The sequence below is a fragment of the Vreelandella sp. F11 genome, from assembly GCF_042466685.1.
GTDB lineage: Bacteria > Pseudomonadota > Gammaproteobacteria > Pseudomonadales > Halomonadaceae > Vreelandella.
Map to the genome: position 1 here is coordinate 1,212,436 of NZ_CP170448.1, position 20,921 is coordinate 1,233,356.

Sequence of the window (20,921 nt, forward strand, 5' to 3'; positions counted from 1 at the left end):
CGTGTTTGGAAAACTCACGTTAGAGTCAATTCCCTACCACGAGCCGATCATCATGGTCGTCGCGGCCTTTATGGCCATTGGTGGGGTTGCACTGTTTGGTTTAATCACCTATTACCGTAAATGGGGCTGGCTATGGAACGAGTGGTTTACCTCCGTCGACCATAAAAAGCTCGGTATCATGTACTTCATCGTCGCCCTGGTGATGCTGCTGCGCGGCTTCTCGGATGCGATAATGATGCGCACCCAGTTGGCGATGGCCGCCGGGGATGCAGCGGGCTATTTGCCGCCACACCACTACGATCAGATCTTTACTGCCCACGGCGTGATCATGATCTTCTTTGTCGCCATGCCCATGGTCATTGGCCTCATGAACCTAGTGGTGCCGCTGCAAATTGGTGCTCGCGACGTTGCCTTCCCTTTCCTGAATAACTTAAGTTTTTGGCTGTTTGCGGTCTCTGCGATACTGGTCAATATTTCGCTGGTAGTGGGGGAGTTCGCAGCTACCGGCTGGCTCGCTTACGCGCCGTTATCGGGGATAGAGTTTAGTCCCGGCGTGGGGGTCGATTACTGGATATGGGCGTTGCAGATATCCGGTATAGGCACCACGCTCACCGGTATTAACTTCTTCGTGACCATCATTAAAATGCGCACCAAAGGCATGACGATGTTCCGCATGCCGATCTTCACCTGGACATCGCTGTGTGCCAATGTGCTGATCATCGCTTCCTTCCCGATTTTGACCGCGACCATCGCGCTGTTAACCCTGGATCGCTATTTGGGTATGCACTTCTTCACCAATGATTTTGGCGGCAACATGATGATGTACGTCAATCTCATCTGGGCCTGGGGCCACCCGGAAGTCTATATCCTGATTCTGCCAGCCTTTGGCGTGTTCTCTGAAGTGATTGCGACCTTTGCTCGTAAGCGGCTATTCGGCTACGCCACCATGGTGTGGGCGACCATTTCGATCACCTTGCTCTCGTTTGTGGTTTGGTTGCACCACTTTTTCACCATGGGAGCGGGCGCCAACGTCAACGCCTTCTTCGGCATTATGACAATGATCATCGCCATCCCTACCGGGGTGAAAGTGTTCAACTGGCTGTTCACCATGTTCCGCGGCAGTCTGGAGCTGACGTCGCCGGTGCTGTGGACGCTGGGCTTTATTATTACCTTTACCCTAGGCGGTATGACCGGCGTTATGCTGGCGGTGCCCGCGGCTAACTTTGTGCTGCATAACAGCCTGTTCGTTATTGCCCACTTCCACAACGTTATTATCGGCGGCGTGGTGTTCGGCATGATGGCGGGGCTTACCTATTGGTTCCCCAAAGCGTTCGGCTTCACGCTCAGCGAAAAGTGGGGCAAACGCTCATTCTGGTGCTGGTTTATCGGCTTCTATGTCGCCTTTATGCCGCTCTACGTGCTGGCCTTCTTTGGTGCCGTACGCCGCATGCAGTCTTATCCCAACACTGAGTGGCAGCCGTGGATGATTCTGGCCTGGGTTGGTGCGGTGATCATCATGTTGGGCATTGTCTGCACCATTATTCAGTTCTGGGTCAGCATCCGCGACCGCAAGCAAAATGCGGATGTCACTGGTGACCCCTGGGATGGCCGTACCCTGGAGTGGTCAACCTCTTCACCTGCACCGTTCTACAACTTTGCGCGCCTACCGGAAGTGGGTGATATCGATAGCTTCTGGTCGCAAAAACAGCGTAGCAACGAGCAGTTGGAAGAAGCCCCCTACACCGATATCCATATGCCGCGTAATACCGTGGCCGGGCCGGTTATCAGCTTCTTTGCACTGGTCATCGGTTTTGCCCTGGTATGGCATATCTGGTGGTTAGCCGGCGTCGGCGCTGTGGGTGTATTCGTCAGCTTTATGGCGCGTGTGTTTAACGACGATATCGACTACTACGTTCCTGCTGCTGAAGTTGAGCGCATCGAACGTGAGCATCAACTCAAATGTGAACAAAAACTAGGCGTGGAGGCGCAAGCGTAATGTCGACTGATACGCTAAATCATAGCTCGCACCACCCGGTAGAGCACGAAGAAGAGCATCACGATGCCTCGGGCACGAAACTGTTTGGTTTCTGGGTCTACTTAATGAGCGATTTGGTGATCTTCGGGTCACTGTTCGCCACTTACGCCGTGCTGATGAGAGGCACGGCGGGTGGGCCAACGGGCGCTGATATCTTTGAATTACCGTTGATCCTTTTCGGCACCTTTGCGCTGCTGATCAGTAGTTTCACCTTCGGCATGGGCGTTTTGGCCATGCATGCCAACCGTGTTGGCCAAGTGAAAGTATGGCTGATTATTACCTTTCTACTGGGCTTGTGCTTCCTGGGTATGGAGCTCTATGAATTCCAGCATCTGATCCATGAAGGGTACGGTCCGGATCGCAGCGCCTTTTTGTCATCCTTCTTTACCCTAGTAGGTACACACGGGTTGCACGTTACGTTCGGCATGATCTGGATTCTGGTGATGCTGGTACAGCTGTCGACCAAAGGGTTGAACGATATGACCCGGCCGAGGATTTTGTGCCTAAGCCTGTTCTGGCACTTCCTCGATATCGTCTGGATCTGTGTCTTCTCATTCGTCTATCTGATGGGAGTGCTGTGAGATGAGTGCAAGTTCAACCAATGCCCATGGCAGCGTTAAGTCGTATGTGACAGGACTGGTATTGTCGCTGATACTGACCATTATCCCCTTTGCGGTGGTGATGAGTGGTGCTTTTAGCGTACTGGCTACCGTGATTGTGATCGCCGTGACCGCCGTGCTGCAGATACTGGTACAGCTGGTCATGTTTATGCATATGAGTACCAAAGCCGACGAAGGCTGGAACCTGATGTCCTTCGTCTTCACACTGACGGTTCTCGTCTTAGTGGTAGGAGGCTCGCTGTGGATCATGCAGCATCTGCATCTCAACATGATGATCGGCTGATTTCAGCACCTAGCCGTTGGCGGGATCTGCTGGAACTGACCAAACCGGGCATTATCGGGGGCAACCTGATTGCTACGTTAGGCGGCTACTTTCTGGCCGCCCAGGGGCAGTTCGAGTGGCTCAGCTTTGTGGCGGTCATGGTGGGGATTGCATTAATCATTGCGTCGGGCTGTGCGTGTAATAACGTCATTGACCGCGATATTGATGCATTGATGGCGCGTACGCGCCATCGTCCCCTGGTCAGAGGCAGCATTTCCATCACCCAAGCGCTGGGCGTTTCGGCGCTGCTGGGGGTGTCGGGAGTGGTGTGTCTGGCGCTGGGCACCAATGGGCTGACGGTTGCCCTGGCGGTGATTGGCTGGGGCGTGTATGTGGGGCTGTATAGCCTCTACATGAAGCGCCGTTCAGAGTACGGCACACTAGTGGGCAGCCTTTCCGGCGCCATGCCGCCGGTAGTGGGGTACTGCGCAGTGTCAGGTCAGTTCGACAGCGGTGCGATCATGCTGCTGGTGATTTTCTGCTTGTGGCAGATGCCGCACTCCTATGCCATTGCGATCTTCCGCTACGCTGATTATCAACGGGCATCGATTCCGGTACTGCCGGTGGTGCGCGGGGTCAAAATGGCCAAGCACCATATCCTGGGCTACATCGTAGCGTTTATTCCCGCCTCGCTGGCGCTAGGGCTGGCCAGCCAGGCGGGCGCGGGGTATCTGTGTGTGGCGCTGACCATGGGCGGCTACTGGCTCTACCTGGCGCTGCGCGGCTACCGCTTAGACGACGATGTGCGCTGGGCCAAGAAGGTGTTTGGCGTCTCCATTTTGACCATCACCGCGATGAGTTTAGTGATGGTGCTGGAAGCCATGGTGCCGATGCTGGTGTAATACACTCACAGCGCCAGGCCCTCAACTAGATGCCCCGAGGAAATAGCTCGGGGCGTTTTTTTATGGGGTAGATTATAGTGTTTTAGGTTTTTCGCTGGGAGATGGAAATTGTTGAATACTGTCAGTCTCTAATTCGCTTTTTCTTAAAGTAAAGAACAAACGAAAGTATAAGCATCAAAATATTAAATAACAATTCAAAGTAAATATATGCCATATAGCCTGGGCCACCATGCTCACGGCTAGCCATGTGGAACACTTCATCATTAAAAATAAAGTCAGCATTTCCTAGGATTAGAAAAGAAAGCACTGCGACATATGGCCAAAAAATCCAACTTTTTCTAAACTTAGTTAATAATAAAAAAACACAAAGTAAAAAGGCTAGCATTAATAAGCTAGACTGGGGTGTTGTTACTTTATCTAAAACTTCAGAGTGTGCTATAGGTGTAAAAAATGAAATTGAGAATAATGTTAATAACTTCATGGAAGTACCTCGACAGGAATAGCCTCTTTTGACATCCTGATAATTGTTTTTACAGTGTCAGTGTCCTTGTCTCCTAGCAAACCTCCACCTATATCAATACAGCCTGCAGAGCCAGGGAGAGAACCACCATGAAGGAAAAAGTTATCTCTACCATATAAATCGAATTCAACTTCTTCTTGAGGATACAGCCTGATTCTCCAGTCACCCCAATCTCCATGTCTTAAATTTCGGTAGGCTCCCTTCAATAGCCCTGGGTCACTTAAATCTTCTTCTCGAATTTCATAGCTTCCCACAGGCAAAGGTCCTTCCCAAGCGGCTCTTTGACATTCAATGGAGCTGTTATTTAAACACTCCCCATTGCCAGTTGTGGCATCTATAGTCATTGAGAAGCTGGGGGTGACAATAAATAATTTACCAATAGAAATGTGAAACTCAAACCTAATGACATGTTCTGCCACAATTTCGACTGGTTGCGTGTTTTTATTACTTGTTGTTACTAGCTCTCCTATTTCTGCTAATAATTCAGTATCAATTAGCTGTAGTTCTGTATCATCCACAAGACTTATCCTTTAATAACTAATGAGACTTTTATTTTTTCAGGAGAATCATGATCTTGGACTAGGTGTGTTACACCATATTCATTGGTTTGACCGTATTCTTTCGTTCCATCTTTACGCACAACTACATACTTTTGATATGCAAAAGGAATTCCTCTGGGATCAAGAAGTTTTAATTTTTCGTTATACTTATTTTTTGTAATGTTTTTTAAATTTGAAAGCGAACTTCTCTCGCTACCAGTAGGGGCGCCAGTCTTGCTGCTAGAGCTAGCAATAACTTTTCCTCCACACGAAGTAGTGCTGCCATCTATAGCTGCAGGCAGTCCTTCAATTAGAAACCAACCTAGCCCTGATGTGATGGTAGCGCCACATGAGCATCTATCTCCCACTCTAGCAACTGGCGTACCGTCTAGGGTGCTTGAGTTAGCCCCTTCTACTACTTTATGGGGCCCACCTTTGCAGCTACATGCTACGAGGTCTCCTACTTTTGCTTGATCCAATAGTATTCTCCTTTTGCTTCAATGGTACCTGAATGTACACAATACTTAGTGTATAAGCTTAAGTTAATAAAAAAAACCGTATTGTCTGGTTTTTCTATATCAGAAGGGTCTAAGTTTATTTTTCTTAGTGCTTTTGTGTAACCTTATGGCTAAGAGAATTTGCTAGACTAGAGTTAAGAGAAGATATGGTTACTAACCAACCACCCCGAGCAGATAGCTGCTTGGAACGGTTGGATTTTAGAAATAAAAGCTATTGACCTAGGTCTAGTCTATCCTATCCTTCCCGCTGGCTGGCCTGAATCGCGGTTAGGGCGATGGTATAGACGATGTCGTCGACCAGCGCACCGCGGGAGAGATCATTCACCGGCTTGTTTAGACCTTGCAGCATGGGCCCAACGCTCACCACCCGGGCGCTACGTTGCACGGCCTTGTAGGTGGTATTGCCGGTGTTGAGGTCGGGGAATACAAACACGGTGGCTTTACCCGCCACCGGCGAGTCAGGGGCTTTCTGCTTGCCCACGCTCTCGATGGCGGCGGCGTCGTACTGTAGCGGGCCGTCGATGGCCAGGTGCGGCGCACGCTGTTTAGCAATCCTGGTGGCTTCGCGGACTTTATCCACATCGGCGCCAGTGCCGGAGTCGCCGGTGGAGTAGCTGATCATGGCCACTCTGGGTTCTATGCCAAAGGCCTCAGCGGAGCGGGCGCTTTGCAGGGCGATCTCGGCCAGGGTTTCAGCGTCCGGGTCGGGGTTCACTGCGCAGTCGCCGTAGACCACTACCTGCTCGGGGAGCAGCATAAAGAAGATCGACGAGACTTGATTATACTCCGGCGCGGTTTTAATCAGCTGAAACGCTGGCCGCACGGTGTTGGCGGTGGTGTGTACGGCGCCGGAAACCAGCCCGTCGACTTCATCCAACTGCAGCATCATGGTGCCGAGTACTACGTTGTCTTGCAGCTGCGCTTCGGCGGTTAGCTCGTTGAGTTTGCCGCGACGACGCTCAACCATCGGGCCAATATAGCGTGCGCGGCTGCTCTCGGGGTCGATGATCGTCAGCGTTTTGGGCAGCGTTAGCCCGCGGTTACGCGCTACGTTTTCGATATCGTCACGCTTACCCAGCAGTACGCAGTCAGCAATGCCGCGGCGCTGACAGATGATTGCCGCTTCTACGGTGCGCGGCTCATCACCTTCTGGTAGTACCACGCGCTTTTTAGCCAACTGGGCGAGTTTAACCAACTGATGGCGAAATGCTGAAGGCGAAAGGCGGCGGGTATAACCGCTGCTCAGGTGTTCTTTCAGCCACTCAAGATCAATATGAGCGGCAACGTAGCGAGCCACCTGTTCGGCGCGCTCGAAATCGTCCATGGGGATTTCGCTGCTTAACTGGCTGAGGTGCTGCGCGGTGGTCAGGCTGTCGGTCTCTACTGCTAATACCGGTAGGCCCGTTTTGAGCGCGGGGCGGCACATTTCAATCATGTTGTCATTAGGCATAAAGCCGTTGGTCAACAGGACGCCTGCCAGCTGAACACCGTTCATGGTCGCGAGCGCCGAAGCCAGCACCACATCATCGCGGTCACCGGAGGCCACTACCAAGCTACCAGGAGTGAAAATATGTAGTGCGTTGGCAGCACTGCGGGCGCAGAGGCTGGTGGAGAGTACCCGACGGCTGGCCGCCTCACCTTCGTTCAACAATTTGGCATTAAGCGCTCGGGCCACATCCAGGGTGCGCAGGGCGCTGAGCGTTTTGCTGTAAGGCACCACCCCAATCAGGTGGAATTTATCGGTTGCCAGGGCAGGGGAGTACTGGCGTAGCTCAGTGAGTACCGATTCTTCCAGCTGCGGTTTGAAGGTGCCGGGGGCGGCAGAAAGATCGTCTTCCTGAGCATAAGGCAGGTTCTTCATACGCATCAAAATACCGCCCAGGGTGCGGCTGGAGCTAACCCCGCCAAAGCTGCGGGCGTGCATATCAAGCTGCTCGGCCAGCGCCTGGGGCTCGTTTAAGTCACCCGATCCGACAAGAATAATCCGCGCATTAAGCGCGTTAGCGAGCTGGGCGTTGGTTTGGGTGGCGTAGGTGGTGTGCTGGGTGGGCACCACGCCCTCTACCACGACGAGGTCTAGGGTACTGCCATCGCGGTGGGCCTGCTGAACAACCTGATCATAGAGCTCGACGGCATTCTCCATCAGCTCATCGGTTTGGTCGTCGCGCAGCAAGCGTTCCAGACGAGCCTGGGAAATCGGTGACGGCGGGCGCTGGCTCAGCGCCCGGGAGACAAGTGCTGTGGAGCGATCCAGGCCTGGGCCGTTCAGCTCGTTCTGCATAAACGGTTTTAAAAAACCGGCTTTCAAACCGATGGTATCCAGCGCCTGAATTAACCCCAGGCAGGCGGAGGTAAGCCCGACGCCCTGGCTGGTGGGCACGAGTAGAATCGCTTGTGGCTGGTCGGGGTGGTTAGTCATACAGGTGTCTCTAAGCAGTGACGGGTTTCCATGGCAATGCGGCCCTCTTCATCGGTAGGGATTACCCATACCTGGGGGCCTTGGTGTCCAGCGCTATCCAACTTGCCCTCTTTGCCGCGGATAGTCGCTTCGTTAGCGGCGTTATCCAACGCGAAGCCGAAGTGGGGCATCAGTGACAATACATGACGGCGCACGATGGGCGAGTTTTCGCCGATCCCTCCGGTGAAAATAACCCCATCGAGCTGGGGCAGCGCGCAGGAGAGCCCTGCTAGCGATTTAGCGATCCGGTAGCAGAATACTTCTATTGCCAACTGAGCAGTGGCGTGGCCCTGTTCGGATGCCTCCTCAATTTCGCGCATATCGTTGGTTAAGCCTGAAAGCCCTAGTAGGCCGCTCTCTTTATTGAGCACGTCATCAATTTTGTCTAACGACCAGCCTAGTTGACGGTGCAGGTGGGCGTGCAGACCAGGGTCAACATCGCCACTGCGGGTGCCCATTACCAAGCCTTCCAAGGGGGTAAGACCCATGCTGGTGTCCTGGCTTTGATTGTTCCAAACCGCACTGGTGGAGCAGCCATTACCCAAGTGGGCGGTCAGCCAGCCGCCTGCGCCACGGCTACTCAGTTCACCGGTACGCTGGCTAACGTAAGCGTGGCTGGTGCCATGAAAGCCATAGCGGCGAATGCCATGCTCAGCGTAGAGTCTTTCAGGCAGAGCGTAACGGTAAGCACGCGGCGGCATGGTTTGGTGGAAAGCGGTATCAAACACGGCCACTTGGGGCAGCTCCGGAAAAACGTGCTGGGTCGCTGCAATGCCCGCCAAATTCGCGGGGTTATGCAGAGGGGCAAGCGCCGCGGTGGTTTGGATAGCCGCGATGACGCTATCGTCGATAAGTGCAGCTTGGGTGAAATGCTCGCCGCCATGCACGATGCGATGGCCCACCGCCGCTGGTAATCGTCCCTCCATACGCTCAAGAATGGCGTTAAGCGCTTGGGTATGGTCAGCCTCAGGAAGTGGCTGTGTAAAACGCTCACCGGCACTGTTTTTGCCCTTGAGGCGTGCTTCCTGGCTACCTAAGCGCTCTGCTATGCCTTCGAGTCGCGGTGCCTGAGGGTCTGAGTCAATCAACGCGTATTTAATCGAAGAGGAACCGCAGTTAATTACCAGCACCGGTGCGTTCATAAAAACCTTTTCGCTAGGAGGTTAGTGAGCAAAGAGATAGACTTTAGTTTAACATGCTGCGCTGCGGAAAAGCAGCGCCTGAATTTCGTTAGCCTTCTATGTAAAAGCGAGGCATGCTGGGCTATTGATGGCTACACGCCTGGTATTCACCTTACACCTTCTTACTCCCTTAATGAGCCGTTCTGTTCTTATGTCAGCGTCCCCTTTGCCTAAACTACTGCCGCGTCACCTGGCCATTCTGTTAATGATGACCGTGGCCACTATGTTTGCCGCCAATCATGTCTCGGCGCGGCTGGCGTTTGATAACGGTACTGGGCTGTTACTGGCGGTATTAACCCGTTCAGGGGTTGCCTGCCTGATTTTGGTGGCACTCGTTATCGTGCAGAAAAAGCGGCTCTGGCTGCCTGCGGGGAGTTGGCCTTGGCAGCTTGCGGTGGGGCTGCTAATCGCGATTCAGAGCGTTAGCCTCTACTCGGCCGTGGCCAGGCTGCCGGTGGTGATTGCGCTGCTACTGGTCAATACCTTTCCGATTCAACTGGCACTGCTCAGTTGGGCGCTGGGCGGTCCGCGGCCGACGCTGCGCAGCTGCCTGATTATGGGCACCATTCTAATCGGCTTACTGGTGGTGCTGGATATCCCTTCATGGATCGCCAGCGCCGATGGCATGGGGCCAGGGTGGATCGCGGGCATCGGGTTTGGATTGATGGCGGCCTTCGTCTTTGCCTGCGCGCTGTGGGTCACCGAACACCGCCTGGCGGGTGTGGGCAGCACGCTGCGCAGCCTATTGACCATGCAAACGGTGTTTATCGTCATGATCATTGGCGGCATCGCCGGAGTGGTACCTGGAGGAATGAGCCTGCCGGATAACAGCACTGGCTGGCTTGGACTAACGCTTCTGGGCCTGCTGTATGGCTCGGCATTCTCAACGCTGTTTATTTTTGTGCCGCGACTCGATATGGCGCGCAACGCGCCGGTGATGAATATCGAACCGGTGGCCTCCTTGGTGCTGGGGTACTTCGTGTTGGGGCAAATGCTCAGCCCTGGCCAACTGGTCGGCGGGGCCGTCGTCGTTGGGGGAATTGTCGTGCTGAGTTTATCCAAGGGGCGGTAAATGTTTGCGTTCTCCATAGTTATGAATCACAATACAAAAGCGTAAGGAAACACTGTTTTTTAACTGAGGTACAAGCTATGAAGATGTCTCTATTGTCACTTACATCGGCGGTACTCCTGGTAGGTGCAGGCGCATTTGCAACGAGTGCTCAAGCACAACAGTCCTTCGGTTATCCGCAAGCTTACTTGGGTGGCGATGCCATGTTCTGGAGCCTGGATCCAGACAGGGGCTCTTCCCGTGATGACGTGGGCTTACGCCTGCGTGGCGGCGCTCAATTTAATGACTACTTTGCGCTGGAAGGGCATTTAGGCACGGGCGGTTCAGATGGTGGCGCTGATCTGGATCATTTAGCTGGCGCTTATGCAAAAGGGATTTTTCCGGTGGCGCCTGAAGTGCGGTTATACGGTTTAGCAGGCTTCACGGAAGTTGAGGTTAGTAATAACCGGGAGAGTGATTTCTCCTACGGTGGCGGCGCTGAAATGGACGTAGCTCCCAACTTGTCGGTGAATGCCGATTACATGCGCTACCTGGATAAATCTGACTACACCTTTGATGCGGCCAGCGTTGGTCTACGTTATCGGTTCTAAATCGTTGGCTTGAAAGTGTAGCGAATCACTAAGCACTCAGTACTCAGCCCTGTGGCCTTTATGCCATGGGGTTTTTTGTTTTTATAACTTGTTATGGCGCGTTGATGCAGTGAATAAGTACACATATATTGTTAGCAAGCTAATTAATTGTTAGACTAAAGTCCCCTATGCTATTTCCTACACGATACGCGCCCGTATAGAGGCGCTGGCCAGGCAGTTGCCTGGTGGCTAACAAGTGAGTTCTGCATGACCCCTGATCAAACATTTGCCCGCTGGGTGAAAATAGCCCTTGCTGCCTTTGTACTGCTTTTTATCTATTTTCTGGTGGCCGATAGCTTTATGCCCATGACCCCCGAATCGCGGGTGATGCGGCCGGTAACGCGTATAGCGCCCGAACTGAGTGGCCCAGTGAGCGAGGTGTTGGTGCGTGATCACCAACATGTGGCTAAAGGTGATGTGCTGTTTCAGATCGACCCGACGCCGTTTCGTTTAGCCGTTGAGCAGGCGCAACTTAATCGCGAACAGGCCGAGCGAGAGAATGCCCAGTTGGAAGCGGAGCTTACCTCTGCCCAAGCGGAGCTGGCATCCGCTGAAGCGACGGCAGCCGAACGTCGGGGCGAGCTACGTCGTGCCGAAACCCTGGTGGCGCAGCAGAGCGTATCGCGCCAACAATATGAGCAGCAGGTGGCTGCTGAGCGTACCGCACAGGCCAGTGTGGCGGCAGCCAGGGCTAAAATAGTCAGCCTGGAAGTGCAATTGGGCGATGCCGGCGAAACGAACCTGCGTTTGCGCCAAGCGGAAAACGCGCTCTCCCAAGCGCAGTTGGATCTTGCCCATACTCAGGTGCGCGCCGCACAAGCCGGGAGTGTTTCCAACCTGCAGCTAGAGGTTGGTGACTATGTTCAGGCGGGACAGCCCGCGGTAGCGGTAGTGGCGGATGCGGTCGATATCATTGCCGATTTTCGTGAAAAGAGTTTGCGCCATGTGGCGCCCGGCGATGCAGCAAAAATAGTGTTTGATGCCTGGCCCGGCCATGTATTTGATGCCCAAGTTCTCGCCATGGATGCCGGTGTCCGCGAAGGGCAGTTGGCTGCCGATGGGCAACTGGCCGATATTCCCACCACTGATCGTTGGGTGCGCGATGCCCAGCGTATGCGCGTACACCTGGCGCTCACTCAGCCAATCGCGAACTTATTACCCAGCGGCGCCCGTGCCACGGTTCAGCTTCAGCCCGGTGATACTGTCCTGGCCAAGCCTTTTGTATGGTTACAGGCACATCTCATTAGCTGGCTGCACTATGTGTATTAAAAAAAGATTGGCGTGTATTAAAAAAAGATTGGCCAGATCGCGATCCCCTAGCATGGCGGCCACCAGGCGCAAGCCCGAACTCTCAAAGAATGGCTTGCGTCAGTGCCTTAGAGTGGCCGGGGGCGGTACGCTGGGGTTTATAGTTAGCCAACTGATGGGCTGGAACTACGGTGTATTTTTTACCGTTTTCCCGATGTTTTTACTGGGTATGGTGCCGGTACTCAATGGGCATATCATTCGTCAGTTTTTAGCCAATGTATCGATCAACGTGCTCGAAGTCAGCCTGGTGGTGGGGTTACTCAAACATATGCCGGTAGTGATGACCCTGGTGGTGCTGGGCATCTTTCTGTTTCGCTTTAATCTGATGGCGAAAGGGCCGCTGTTTCTGTTTGGCGCCAATGGCGTGCTGACACTCAGTATTCTGCTGCACTTCGCCAGCTACCCTAATGTGGACTTGAGCGATTTACTGGCCAGTAACCTGGTTGCCAGTGGTTTAGCAGTGTTTATTGCCATGCTGATGCATACGCTGTTTCCCGATGTAGAAGCCCGTCAGCCACCACCGAGGGCCACCAAGACATCTTCGCAAATTCGCCATGAAACCCTTATTGGAGGATTAACCGCCACGCTCTCGTTTGTGGTGTTTCAGGTGTTCGACTTGCAAGGGTCGCTTTCTGCGCAGATGGCCACCATTTTGGTGCTGTTTACGCTGGGCTACTCTGGAGCGAAAGTATCCGCCGCCAAACGCGCCGTAGGAACGCTACTGGGGTGCAATTTGGCGCTGCTCATGCAGTTGCTGCTATATACCCAGAGCCACCATTTTTTGCTGGTGGTGTTGCTCTACTGGCTGGGGTTAATGCTTTTCGCTCGGGAGCATATTCATGAAGGGGGAGGTTCGGGGATCGGCTTTGGTGGGCTGACCACCCTGGGGATTCTGTTTGGCCAGTCACTAGGCCCGCAGCAGGATCTGGTGTACAGCGCGCTCTATCGGTTCTCGTCAATGAGTGTTGCACTGACCCTCACACTGCTGACCATGGCTTGCTTACACGTTGTGTTAAACCGTTGGACACCAACGCGTTTACCCGCAAGCAACCGGCCATAAAAATCCTGACATCAATAAATCAGCGCAACTTTTTTAATACAGGCTACTCTGATGAGTGTGCCGACATGTGATTAGCCGTGCTATTGGCACCTTTCTCATACGGCACTTTCCCTACTAACGGATTAGAGGTGTTCGTCATGGCAACTGGTAAAGAAGATAAAGCGAAAGGAACGGCCAATAAAGCAGCAGGCAAAGTGAAAGAAGCCGCGGGCAAGGCAACGGGTAGCAGCAAAACAGAAGCCAAAGGTAAGGCCCAGCAGGCGAAAGGCGAACTGCAAAAAGGCAAAGGCGATGCCAAGGAGAGCCAGAAAAAACAGCGCTAGTTATATAATCCTGACACCAACAGGGGGCTTCGGCCCCCTGTTGGTGTTTATGCGGCCTGGAAACTTCCGTCTCCCATTTTCTGTTTGGGAATAGCCTAGAGAAGTTTGCTTAGTCGTGACCCAGTAGCTTCCACCACTCGCCTAGCCTTAGGTAGCCCGAGCCAAAAGTGACAGGCGATGTGCCCGTGGCATAGTGAGTTAAGGTCATCATGATGGAGGAAGTGGCGGCCATAATAAGCATGAACGGCATGGGCGGTGCGCCGAGCGTTAACCCAACGGTCAGAAAAACCGCCATCATGGCTGTGATATACGCGGTGGTGCTGGCAAAGAAGTAGTGGGTGTAGAGGAAGGTCAGCACCAGCAGCGCAGATGCTTCCATCCAGGCGATGCCCATCATAGTGATCCAGTTCTGTATGTTAGTGGAGAACCAATCGATCAAGCCGGTCTGGTTGAGCTGGGTTGCCATCATGATTAAAGCGCCGAACCAGAGTAGGGTATCCCAGGCGTTCTTTTCCGCCAGCACATCATCCCAGATTAATACGCCGCTCAGCAGCAGTATCGATTGCCCAATAAACGTCGACGTTGTGGTGTTAAGGGTGACCGAGTCTCCCAAAAATAGTGCTGGGATATCCGCCCTTAGTAGTAATAGCACCAAGAAGGCAAACAGCATAATGCCTTCGTCCCGGCTGATCTTACCCATTTCGGCAAGTTTATCCAGCGTCATCTGTGTGGCATGGGTGTCTGTTTAATGTCCGGCGGATAAAGCAGGTAAAGAGTATAGGGCATAGCCAGGATGGCGACCAAACCTGGGAGTAGCTCCATGAGATAAGTAATAGTGCCGTGCTCGCGACTAGAACTCAAAGAACAAAGAAGTGTATTTTTTTCTATTTTAGCCTAAATCTAGGAGGCGCTCGATAATTTGCTCTATGTCAAGATTGGCTCAATGGAAAGAACTTTTGAATGAATGCCCTTTTATATGGGTGGTTGGGTATCTCTCAAGATAAATACTTTATTGGAAATGTTTTTAAATATTTGTTTTTTTGATAATTTTTTATTTATTTTTTGTTTCTTGATGTTTGTCAACTTTTTATAATGAAGCAGGGCTATAGTTGATAAGTAAAAGACTAATGTTGATTGGTTTGTGTCGTGGTCATAGCTTTTTTAACCCGTAAAAAAGCAGGGGACGATAACTTATAGGGGAGAGGGCAATGGATAACATACCAACGAATGGTAATAAGAAAGTGAAAAGCTTTCGTTTTCCAACGGCTTTTACCATTTTATTTAGCCTGACAATCTTGGCTGCAATGCTGACTTGGTTCGTACCAGCAGGCCAGTATGAGCGGGAATTTGATGAATCGCTGGGGCGCGAAGTTACCGTTGTGGGTAGCTATCAGCAGGTGGAACCTAATCCACAAAATGCCTGGGATGTGTTAATGGCCCCAATTGCAGGGCTTTACGACCCTGAGAGCAATACGGCTAATGCAATCGATGTGGCGCTTTTCGTGCTCATTATTGGTGGCTTTATTGGGGTTGTGACGGCAACCGGTGCGATTGATGCGGGAATCGGGAGAGCCATGACACGCATGGCGGGGCATGAAAAATGGATCATTCCGTTGCTAATGGGGCTGTTCGCCCTGGGGGGCAGCACCTATGGAATGGCCGAGGAGACACTGGCTTTCTACATGCTGCTAATTCCTATCATCATCGCTGCTGGCTATGACTCAGTAACGGCCGTTGCCATTATTCTGCTGGGGGCGGGAGTAGGTGTGTTGGGCTCGACAGTCAATGCATTCGCTACGGTTATCGCATCCGATGCTGCAGGCATCCCCTTCACCGATGGCCTTGTTCTAAGGCTAGTGATACTGACGCTGTGCTTCGTGGCCACTGTTCTGTATGTGATGCGTTATGCGGCGAGTGTTCGCCGTAATCCCAAAGCCTCAATTGTTAGTGATCAGTATGAAGCGGATCGTGAGTACTTTCTAAGCCAGCGCGACGCGGAAACATTGCCGTTTACGCGTACCCGTAAGCTAGTGCTCATTCTATTCGCTTGCACCTTCCTCATTATGGTGTGGGGTGTACTGGCGCAAGATTGGTGGATGGGAGAAATGACGGCACTCTTCCTGGCATCCAGCCTGGTAGTTGGCGTCGTGTCCCGCCTGGGTGAAGTACGTTTTGTCGAATCGTTTGTCGGTGGTGCCAAAGAGCTGCTGGGGGTCGCGCTTATCATCGGCCTGGCCAGGGGGATTGTGGTCATCATGGATGCTGGCTTAGTCACCGATACGCTTTTGCACTGGTCTGAAGAGCGTGTGAGCGGCCTCTCCAGTGTTGCCTTCATCAATGTGATGTATTGGTTGCAAGTGATGATGTCGTTTTTTGTTCCCTCCTCATCAGGCCTAGCGGTAATGAGTATGCCTGTTTTAGCACCTATGGCGGACTTCGCTGGGGTAGGACGAGATTTGGTAGTGACCGCTTATCAGTCGGCGAATGGATTAGTGAATCTGATCAATCCAACCTTTGCCGTGGTAATGGGGGCGCTTGCAATAGGACGTGTGCCCTATGAGCGTTGGCTGCGATTCATGTGGCCGCTGCTGTTGATTCTGACAGTGATCATTCTGGTGTGTTTGAGTCTGGCAGCTCTGCTGGGCTGAAAGGCTCTCAATGTTGGCCGTGGCCACAAGCTGCTAAGTCGCAAATGACTAGGCCACAAATTACTGGGCTACAAGTTACCGGGCCACAAGCTTAACGATACATGCCTACCGGCATGCAAAGGAGAAACGTGATGTCTACCAATACCCGAATGCTAGGTGTCCATTCCGAAGCAGGCAAACTGCATAAAGTAATGGTCTGCTCACCTGGGTTGGCTCATCAGCGTCTGACGCCGAGTAATTGTGATGATTTGCTGTTCGACGATGTACTGTGGGTTAGCCAAGCCAAGCGTGATCATTTTGATTTTGTGACAAAAATGCGTGAGCGGGGCGTGGAAGTGCTGGAGATGCACAACCTATTGACGGATACGCTGAAGCTTCCCGAAGCTCGCAGTTGGCTCCTGGATCGTAAGATTACCGCTAATCAGGTGGGTCTAGGGCTACAGGATGAGGTGCGTGCCTGGCTTGATGAGATGGAGCCGCGTCGGCTAGCTGAATTTCTTATCGGTGGGGTATCAGGCAGTGATATGGCGGGCTCCGAGGGTGGTGAAATACTTAAGATGTTCCGCGATTACCTGGGCCATTCAAGCTTTATTCTGCCGCCTTTGCCGAACACTCAGTTCACTCGGGATACCACATGCTGGATCTACGGCGGTGTAACACTGAACCCTATGCATTGGCCAGCTCGGCGTCAGGAAACGCTGCTTACCACGGCGATCTATAAATTCCATCCTGAGTTTGAAAAGGCCGATTTTAAGGTTTGGTACGGTGATCCTGATGTCGACCATGGCTTAGCGACTCTGGAGGGTGGAGACGTGATGCCGATAGGCAACGGGGTGGTGCTTATTGGAATGGGCGAGCGCAGCTCCCGTCAGGCCATTGGTCAAGTAGCGCAGGCGTTATTCTCTGCTGGCGCGGCCAAGCGAATCATTGTTGCAGGTCTGCCTAAATCTCGCTCGGCCATGCATTTGGATACCGTTTTCAGCTTCTGTGACTATGATCTGGTGACGATTTTTCCTGACGTCGTGCGCAACATCGTCGCGTTCAGTCTGAGGCCCGATGAGAGCCGCCCAGGCAGTATTGATGTACGCCGAGAAGAAAGTAGCTTCCTTGATGTGGTGGCAGAGTCTCTTGGATTGCCCGCTTTACGTGTTGTTGAAACAGGTGGCAACAGCTTTGAATCAGAGCGTGAGCAATGGGATGACGGCAACAATGTCGTGGCACTGGAGCCCGGTGTTGTCATTGGCTACGACCGCAACACCTACACGAATACCTTGCTACGTAAGGCAGGCGTGGAAGTGATTACCATCAGCGCCAGCGAATTGGGTCGTGGCCGTGGCGGCGGCCACTGTATGACCTGCCCAATCATTCGTGACCCCATTGATTACTGAGAGCACCCACCATGGCATTTAACATTCATCACCGTAGCCTGCTAAGCCTAATGCATCACAGCGAGCGAGAGCTTTGCTATCTGCTCGACCTTGCCCGCGACCTCAAACGCGCCAAGTACTCCGGTACGGAGCAGCAACTTCTCAAGGGGCAGAATATTGCATTGATCTTCGAGAAAACCTCGACCCGTACTCGCTGTGCTTTCGAAGTGGCCGCCTATGACCAAGGTGCCAACATTACCTTCATTGACCCAGGATCCTCACAGATTGGCCATAAAGAGAGCATGAAGGATACCGCCAGGGTGTTGGGGCGTATGTATGATGCTATCGAATATCGTGGCTTTAAGCAGGAGGTTGTCGAAGAGCTGGCCAGATATGCCGGGGTACCGGTATACAACGGTCTGACTGAGGAGTATCACCCGACTCAGATGCTAGCTGATGTGATGACCATGCGGGAAAGCACGGACAAACCACTCCATCAGATTAGCTATGCCTATGTTGGTGATGCACATAACAACATGGGAAAGTCGTTGCTGCTCATTGGTGCCAAACTTGGCATGGATGTGCGTATTGCTGCGCCCAAGGCGTTGTGGCCTCACCAAGAGCACATTGATGCCTGTCAGCGCTTCGCTGATGAAAGTGGCGCCACTATTACCTTGACCGAAGACCCAGTAGCGGCAGTTAAAGGTGTCGACTTTATTCACACGGATGTTTGGGTCTCAATGGGCGAGCCAGTAGAGGCCTGGGGGGAGCGTATCGAGCAGTTATTGCCTTATCAGGTCAACAGTAAATTGATGCAGCTCTCCGGTAATCCGCGCGTAAAATTCATGCATTGCTTGCCCGCTTTCCATAATACGGAAACTAAAATCGGCAAGCAGGTTGCCGACCAGTATCCGCACTTGGCAAATGGCATCGAAGTGACCGAGGAGGTCTTTGAATCGCCCGCTTGTATTGCATTTGAGCAGGCGGAAAACCGTATGCACACTATCAAAGCGCTGCTTGTTGCCACCTTGGGTGGGGTTTGATCATCTGTGGTTAATTATGCCGTTGGGGATCAAGGAGGACGGTCTATGCGTATCGTTGTTGCACTGGGTGGAAATGCTTTACTACGCCGGGGAGAGCCAATGACAGCAGAGGCTCAACGTGGAAATATCAGAATCGCGTGTGAACAAATTGCCAAGATTGCGCCAAATAATGAACTGGTCATCGCCCATGGCAATGGCCCTCAGGTTGGATTGCTGGCCCTGCAAGGGGCCGCTTACACAGATGTTAGTGTCTATCCTCTGGATGTTTTAGGTGCGGAAACTGAGGGCATGATCGGCTATATGATCGAGCAGGAGCTTGGCAATCTGCTGCCGTTTGAGGTGCCACTGGCCACCCTGTTAACGCAGGTGGAGGTTGACCTGAATGACCCCGCTTTTCAGCACCCTAGTAAGCCCATAGGCCCCGTCTACACAGCAGAGGAAGCCGAACGCCTAGCGAAGGAAAAAGGGTGGAGTATTGCCCCTGATGGCGATAAATTCCGCCGTGTAGTGGCCAGTCCCCGTCCCAATAGAATTTTTGAGCTTCTCCCAATAAAGTGGTTGTTGGAAAAAGGGGCCATCGTCATTTGTGCAGGAGGCGGAGGCATTCCTACCACTTATGATGAACATAATAAGCTGCATGGCGTTGAGGCCATAATCGATAAAGATCTCTGCTCAGCCCTGCTAGCTGAGCAACTACAGGCAGATTTACTGATCATTGCGACAGATGTTGATGCTGCTTATGTCGACTGGAATGGGCCAAACCACAAAGCAATTGCGAGTGCTCATCCGGACGTACTCAATGGCATGAAGTTTGAGGCGGGTTCCATGGGGCCAAAAATAGCAGCGGCTTGCAGCTACAGCAGAAATACCGGTAAGGAAGCTGTTATTGGCTCTTTGTCTGATATCGAAGAAATCCTTCAGGGAGTCGCAGGTACAAGAGTCAGCACTGGCATACAGGGTATTAGCTTTCGTTAGTGAGTCTCTGTGCGGCAATACGTTAATCACCCAGATCGCCTTCGGTTAAATATTCGTCGTGATGTAGCCTGACACGATACCGATGAGGCATACATTAACTAAGTCGAAGAAGCTGTGTTGTGAGAATTAGTACAAAGCTGCATACGCACGCAGGCTTTCAAACCCATTGGAGTACTTCCGTGCATTAACAACATGAAGAATTCGCTCAATGCTGGCGACAGCCAATGTTGCTAGTTAGCTTACCTGGAACAAAGCCAAAAGAGATGTATGGCTGCCGTCGATTGGTACGAGCAATTTGGTGTACAAAAGGGCACCTGCTTGATGGGGAGTGATTAACTTCAGACCATTTGACTGATGGTCTTACGGAAACGGGCCAGGGAAATGGTGAATAGCACACTACCAATCACGATGAGCGCCAGGAACTGGCCCCAGACGACATCGAAGCCAGCGCCGCGGAACAAAATAGCTTGGCTGAGCTCGACGAAATGCGTGGTGGGGGCGATGAGCATGATGTTCTGGACGAGCTCGGGCATGCTTTCACGTGGTGTGGCACTCCCTGAGAGCATTTGCAGCGGTAGCAAAAACAGGATCATCAGCATGCCGAATTGCGGCATGCTACGGGCCAGCGTAGCCAGGAAGATGCCCATTGAGGTGGTAGCGAACAGATGCAGTGCGGTTCCCGCCAGGAACAGGGCAACCGAGCCCTCCACTGGTACCTGCAGCAGGCCCTGCACAACGAAGGTGAGCGAAAGGGTCACGGCCAGCAAGACCACCACCCCCATCGACCACACCTTGGCCAGCATGATCTCCGTCGGAGTGACCGGCATAACCAATAGGTGTTCGATGGTGCCGTGCTCACGCTCGCGGATCAGTGCGGCACCGGTGAGAATGATGGAAAGCATTGTGACGTTATCGATAATCGACATCAGCGAACCGAACCAGAACTGCTCCAACCCAGGGTTGAAACGCGCGCGCAGGGCTAGGTCTACCGGTGGTATAGCGCTTGTGCGGTAGCGCTGGACAAACGCATTGACCTCGCCCATGACGATCTGCTGTACATAGTGGTTGCCCGAGAAGGCCTGACTCATACGAGTGGCGTCGATATTGAGCTGGAGATCGGGGGTGCGTCCGGCCAGCACGTCGCGTTGGAAATTGGCGGGAATGACCAGCACAAAGGTATAGTCTCCAGCATCCAGCCCCGCGTCCATTTCTGGAAACGAGATGATTTTCGGTTTCACAAATTGGGGAGGGTAGAAGGCCGTAGTGATCCTTGCGGAGAGCGGCGAGTCGTCTTCATCAACGATAGCTACAGGAGCGTTGTTCAGCGTCTCGGGCATCGCCGTTGCAGAGGTGTAGACGGCGATGCTGAACACGTAGACGATAAGCACCAGCATGATCGGGTCTCGCAGCAGGCTCCAGAACTCCTTGATGCCGAGACGAAAGATAGTGGCAATCTGGCGCATC

General features: G+C 52.7%; 20 protein-coding genes. 13 read left to right on the top strand and 7 right to left on the bottom strand.

Annotated features, from left to right (window positions below; all coding sequences use genetic code 11):
* Position 1 precedes the first annotated feature (1 nt).
* From cyoB to cyoE, 4 genes are read left to right on the top strand one after another with little or no spacing between them, the layout of a single operon-like run.
* On the top strand, positions 2-1,996 hold the full coding sequence (gene cyoB, locus ACFIOZ_RS05410) for a cytochrome o ubiquinol oxidase subunit I (protein WP_386082674.1): 1,995 nt from the start codon (positions 2-4) through the stop codon (positions 1,994-1,996).
* Positions 1,996-2,616: a cytochrome o ubiquinol oxidase subunit III gene (gene cyoC, locus ACFIOZ_RS05415; protein WP_386082675.1), complete on the top strand. Its 621-nt coding sequence runs from the start codon at positions 1,996-1,998 to the stop codon at positions 2,614-2,616. Before cyoB ends, cyoC begins: the two co-directional genes overlap by 1 nt.
* 1 nt (position 2,617) lies before the next feature.
* Positions 2,618-2,938, top strand: a complete 321-nt coding sequence (gene cyoD / locus ACFIOZ_RS05420; RefSeq protein ID WP_386082676.1) for a cytochrome o ubiquinol oxidase subunit IV — start codon at positions 2,618-2,620, stop codon at positions 2,936-2,938.
* Positions 2,896-3,819 carry a heme o synthase gene (cyoE, locus tag ACFIOZ_RS05425; protein WP_386082677.1) on the top strand — a complete coding sequence of 308 codons (924 nt, stop codon included), beginning with the start codon at positions 2,896-2,898 and terminating at the stop codon, positions 3,817-3,819. Before cyoD ends, cyoE begins: the two co-directional genes overlap by 43 nt.
* A 121-nt stretch (positions 3,820-3,940) precedes the next feature.
* Here the strand turns inward: cyoE and ACFIOZ_RS05430 are convergent, their stop codons facing one another.
* The 5 genes from ACFIOZ_RS05430 to ACFIOZ_RS05450 form a co-directional block, all read right to left on the bottom strand.
* A complete protein-coding gene (locus ACFIOZ_RS05430) occupies positions 3,941-4,300 on the bottom strand; it encodes a hypothetical protein (RefSeq protein WP_386082678.1) in 360 nt (119 codons plus the stop codon).
* A complete protein-coding gene (locus tag ACFIOZ_RS05435; RefSeq protein WP_386082679.1) occupies positions 4,297-4,857 on the bottom strand; it encodes a tlde1 domain-containing protein in 561 nt (186 codons plus the stop codon). The genes ACFIOZ_RS05430 and ACFIOZ_RS05435 overlap by 4 nt, the downstream gene beginning before the upstream one ends.
* A 5-nt stretch (positions 4,858-4,862) precedes the next feature.
* A complete protein-coding gene (locus ACFIOZ_RS05440) occupies positions 4,863-5,357 on the bottom strand; it encodes a PAAR domain-containing protein (protein ID WP_386082680.1) in 495 nt (164 codons plus the stop codon).
* 274 nt (positions 5,358-5,631) lie between these two features.
* On the bottom strand, positions 5,632-7,815 hold the full coding sequence (gene pta / locus ACFIOZ_RS05445) for a phosphate acetyltransferase (RefSeq protein WP_386082681.1): 2,184 nt from the start codon (positions 7,813-7,815) through the stop codon (positions 5,632-5,634).
* The gene (locus ACFIOZ_RS05450) at positions 7,812-8,996 is read right to left on the bottom strand and encodes an acetate/propionate family kinase (protein ID WP_386082682.1); all 1,185 of its coding nucleotides are present in this window, start codon (positions 8,994-8,996) and stop codon (positions 7,812-7,814) included. The genes pta and ACFIOZ_RS05450 overlap by 4 nt, the downstream gene beginning before the upstream one ends.
* A gap of 190 nt (positions 8,997-9,186) precedes the next feature.
* Here ACFIOZ_RS05450 and ACFIOZ_RS05455 point away from each other — a divergent pair, with 190 nt between their 5' ends.
* The 5 genes from ACFIOZ_RS05455 to ACFIOZ_RS05475 all read left to right on the top strand — a co-directional run bounded on the left by ACFIOZ_RS05455 (position 9,187) and on the right by ACFIOZ_RS05475 (position 13,424).
* A complete protein-coding gene (locus ACFIOZ_RS05455) occupies positions 9,187-10,107 on the top strand; it encodes an EamA family transporter (RefSeq protein ID WP_088700939.1) in 921 nt (306 codons plus the stop codon).
* Positions 10,108-10,184: 77 nt separating this feature from the next.
* Positions 10,185-10,694, top strand: coding sequence for a porin family protein (locus ACFIOZ_RS05460; protein ID WP_386082683.1), 510 nt, complete (start codon positions 10,185-10,187; stop codon positions 10,692-10,694).
* Positions 10,695-10,940: 246 nt separating this feature from the next.
* On the top strand, positions 10,941-12,002 hold the full coding sequence (locus ACFIOZ_RS05465; protein WP_386082684.1) for an HlyD family secretion protein: 1,062 nt from the start codon (positions 10,941-10,943) through the stop codon (positions 12,000-12,002).
* A 52-nt stretch (positions 12,003-12,054) separates the two neighbouring features.
* Positions 12,055-13,101 carry a DUF2955 domain-containing protein gene (locus ACFIOZ_RS05470; RefSeq protein ID WP_386082685.1) on the top strand — a complete coding sequence of 349 codons (1,047 nt, stop codon included), beginning with the start codon at positions 12,055-12,057 and terminating at the stop codon, positions 13,099-13,101.
* A 137-nt stretch (positions 13,102-13,238) separates the two neighbouring features.
* Positions 13,239-13,424 (top strand): CsbD family protein, encoded by a 186-nt coding sequence (locus ACFIOZ_RS05475; RefSeq protein WP_041157792.1) that lies wholly within the window; start codon positions 13,239-13,241, stop codon positions 13,422-13,424.
* A gap of 109 nt (positions 13,425-13,533) precedes the next feature.
* Here the strand turns inward: ACFIOZ_RS05475 and ACFIOZ_RS05480 are convergent, their stop codons facing one another.
* Positions 13,534-14,148, bottom strand: a complete 615-nt coding sequence (locus ACFIOZ_RS05480; protein WP_386082686.1) for an anion permease — start codon at positions 14,146-14,148, stop codon at positions 13,534-13,536.
* 484 nt (positions 14,149-14,632) lie between these two features.
* On the opposite strand from ACFIOZ_RS05480, the gene ACFIOZ_RS05485 reads away from it, so the two are divergent.
* The 4 genes from ACFIOZ_RS05485 (at position 14,633) to arcC (ending at position 19,457) form a co-directional block, all read left to right on the top strand.
* The gene (locus ACFIOZ_RS05485) at positions 14,633-16,072 is read left to right on the top strand and encodes a YfcC family protein (protein ID WP_386082687.1); all 1,440 of its coding nucleotides are present in this window, start codon (positions 14,633-14,635) and stop codon (positions 16,070-16,072) included.
* A gap of 131 nt (positions 16,073-16,203) precedes the next feature.
* Positions 16,204-17,460, top strand: a complete 1,257-nt coding sequence (gene arcA / locus ACFIOZ_RS05490; protein ID WP_096651643.1) for an arginine deiminase — start codon at positions 16,204-16,206, stop codon at positions 17,458-17,460.
* Between the two features lie 11 nt (positions 17,461-17,471).
* Positions 17,472-18,482 carry an ornithine carbamoyltransferase gene (locus ACFIOZ_RS05495; protein WP_096651642.1) on the top strand — a complete coding sequence of 337 codons (1,011 nt, stop codon included), beginning with the start codon at positions 17,472-17,474 and terminating at the stop codon, positions 18,480-18,482.
* A 45-nt stretch (positions 18,483-18,527) separates the two neighbouring features.
* Complete coding sequence (gene arcC / locus ACFIOZ_RS05500; protein ID WP_386082688.1) at positions 18,528-19,457, top strand: carbamate kinase; 930 nt, start codon at positions 18,528-18,530, stop codon at positions 19,455-19,457.
* Between the two features lie 338 nt (positions 19,458-19,795).
* Here arcC and ACFIOZ_RS05505 read toward each other — a convergent pair whose 3' ends face one another.
* On the bottom strand, positions 19,796-20,920 hold the full coding sequence (locus ACFIOZ_RS05505; RefSeq protein WP_386082689.1) for an ABC transporter permease: 1,125 nt from the start codon (positions 20,918-20,920) through the stop codon (positions 19,796-19,798).
* Position 20,921: the final 1 nt, after the last annotated feature.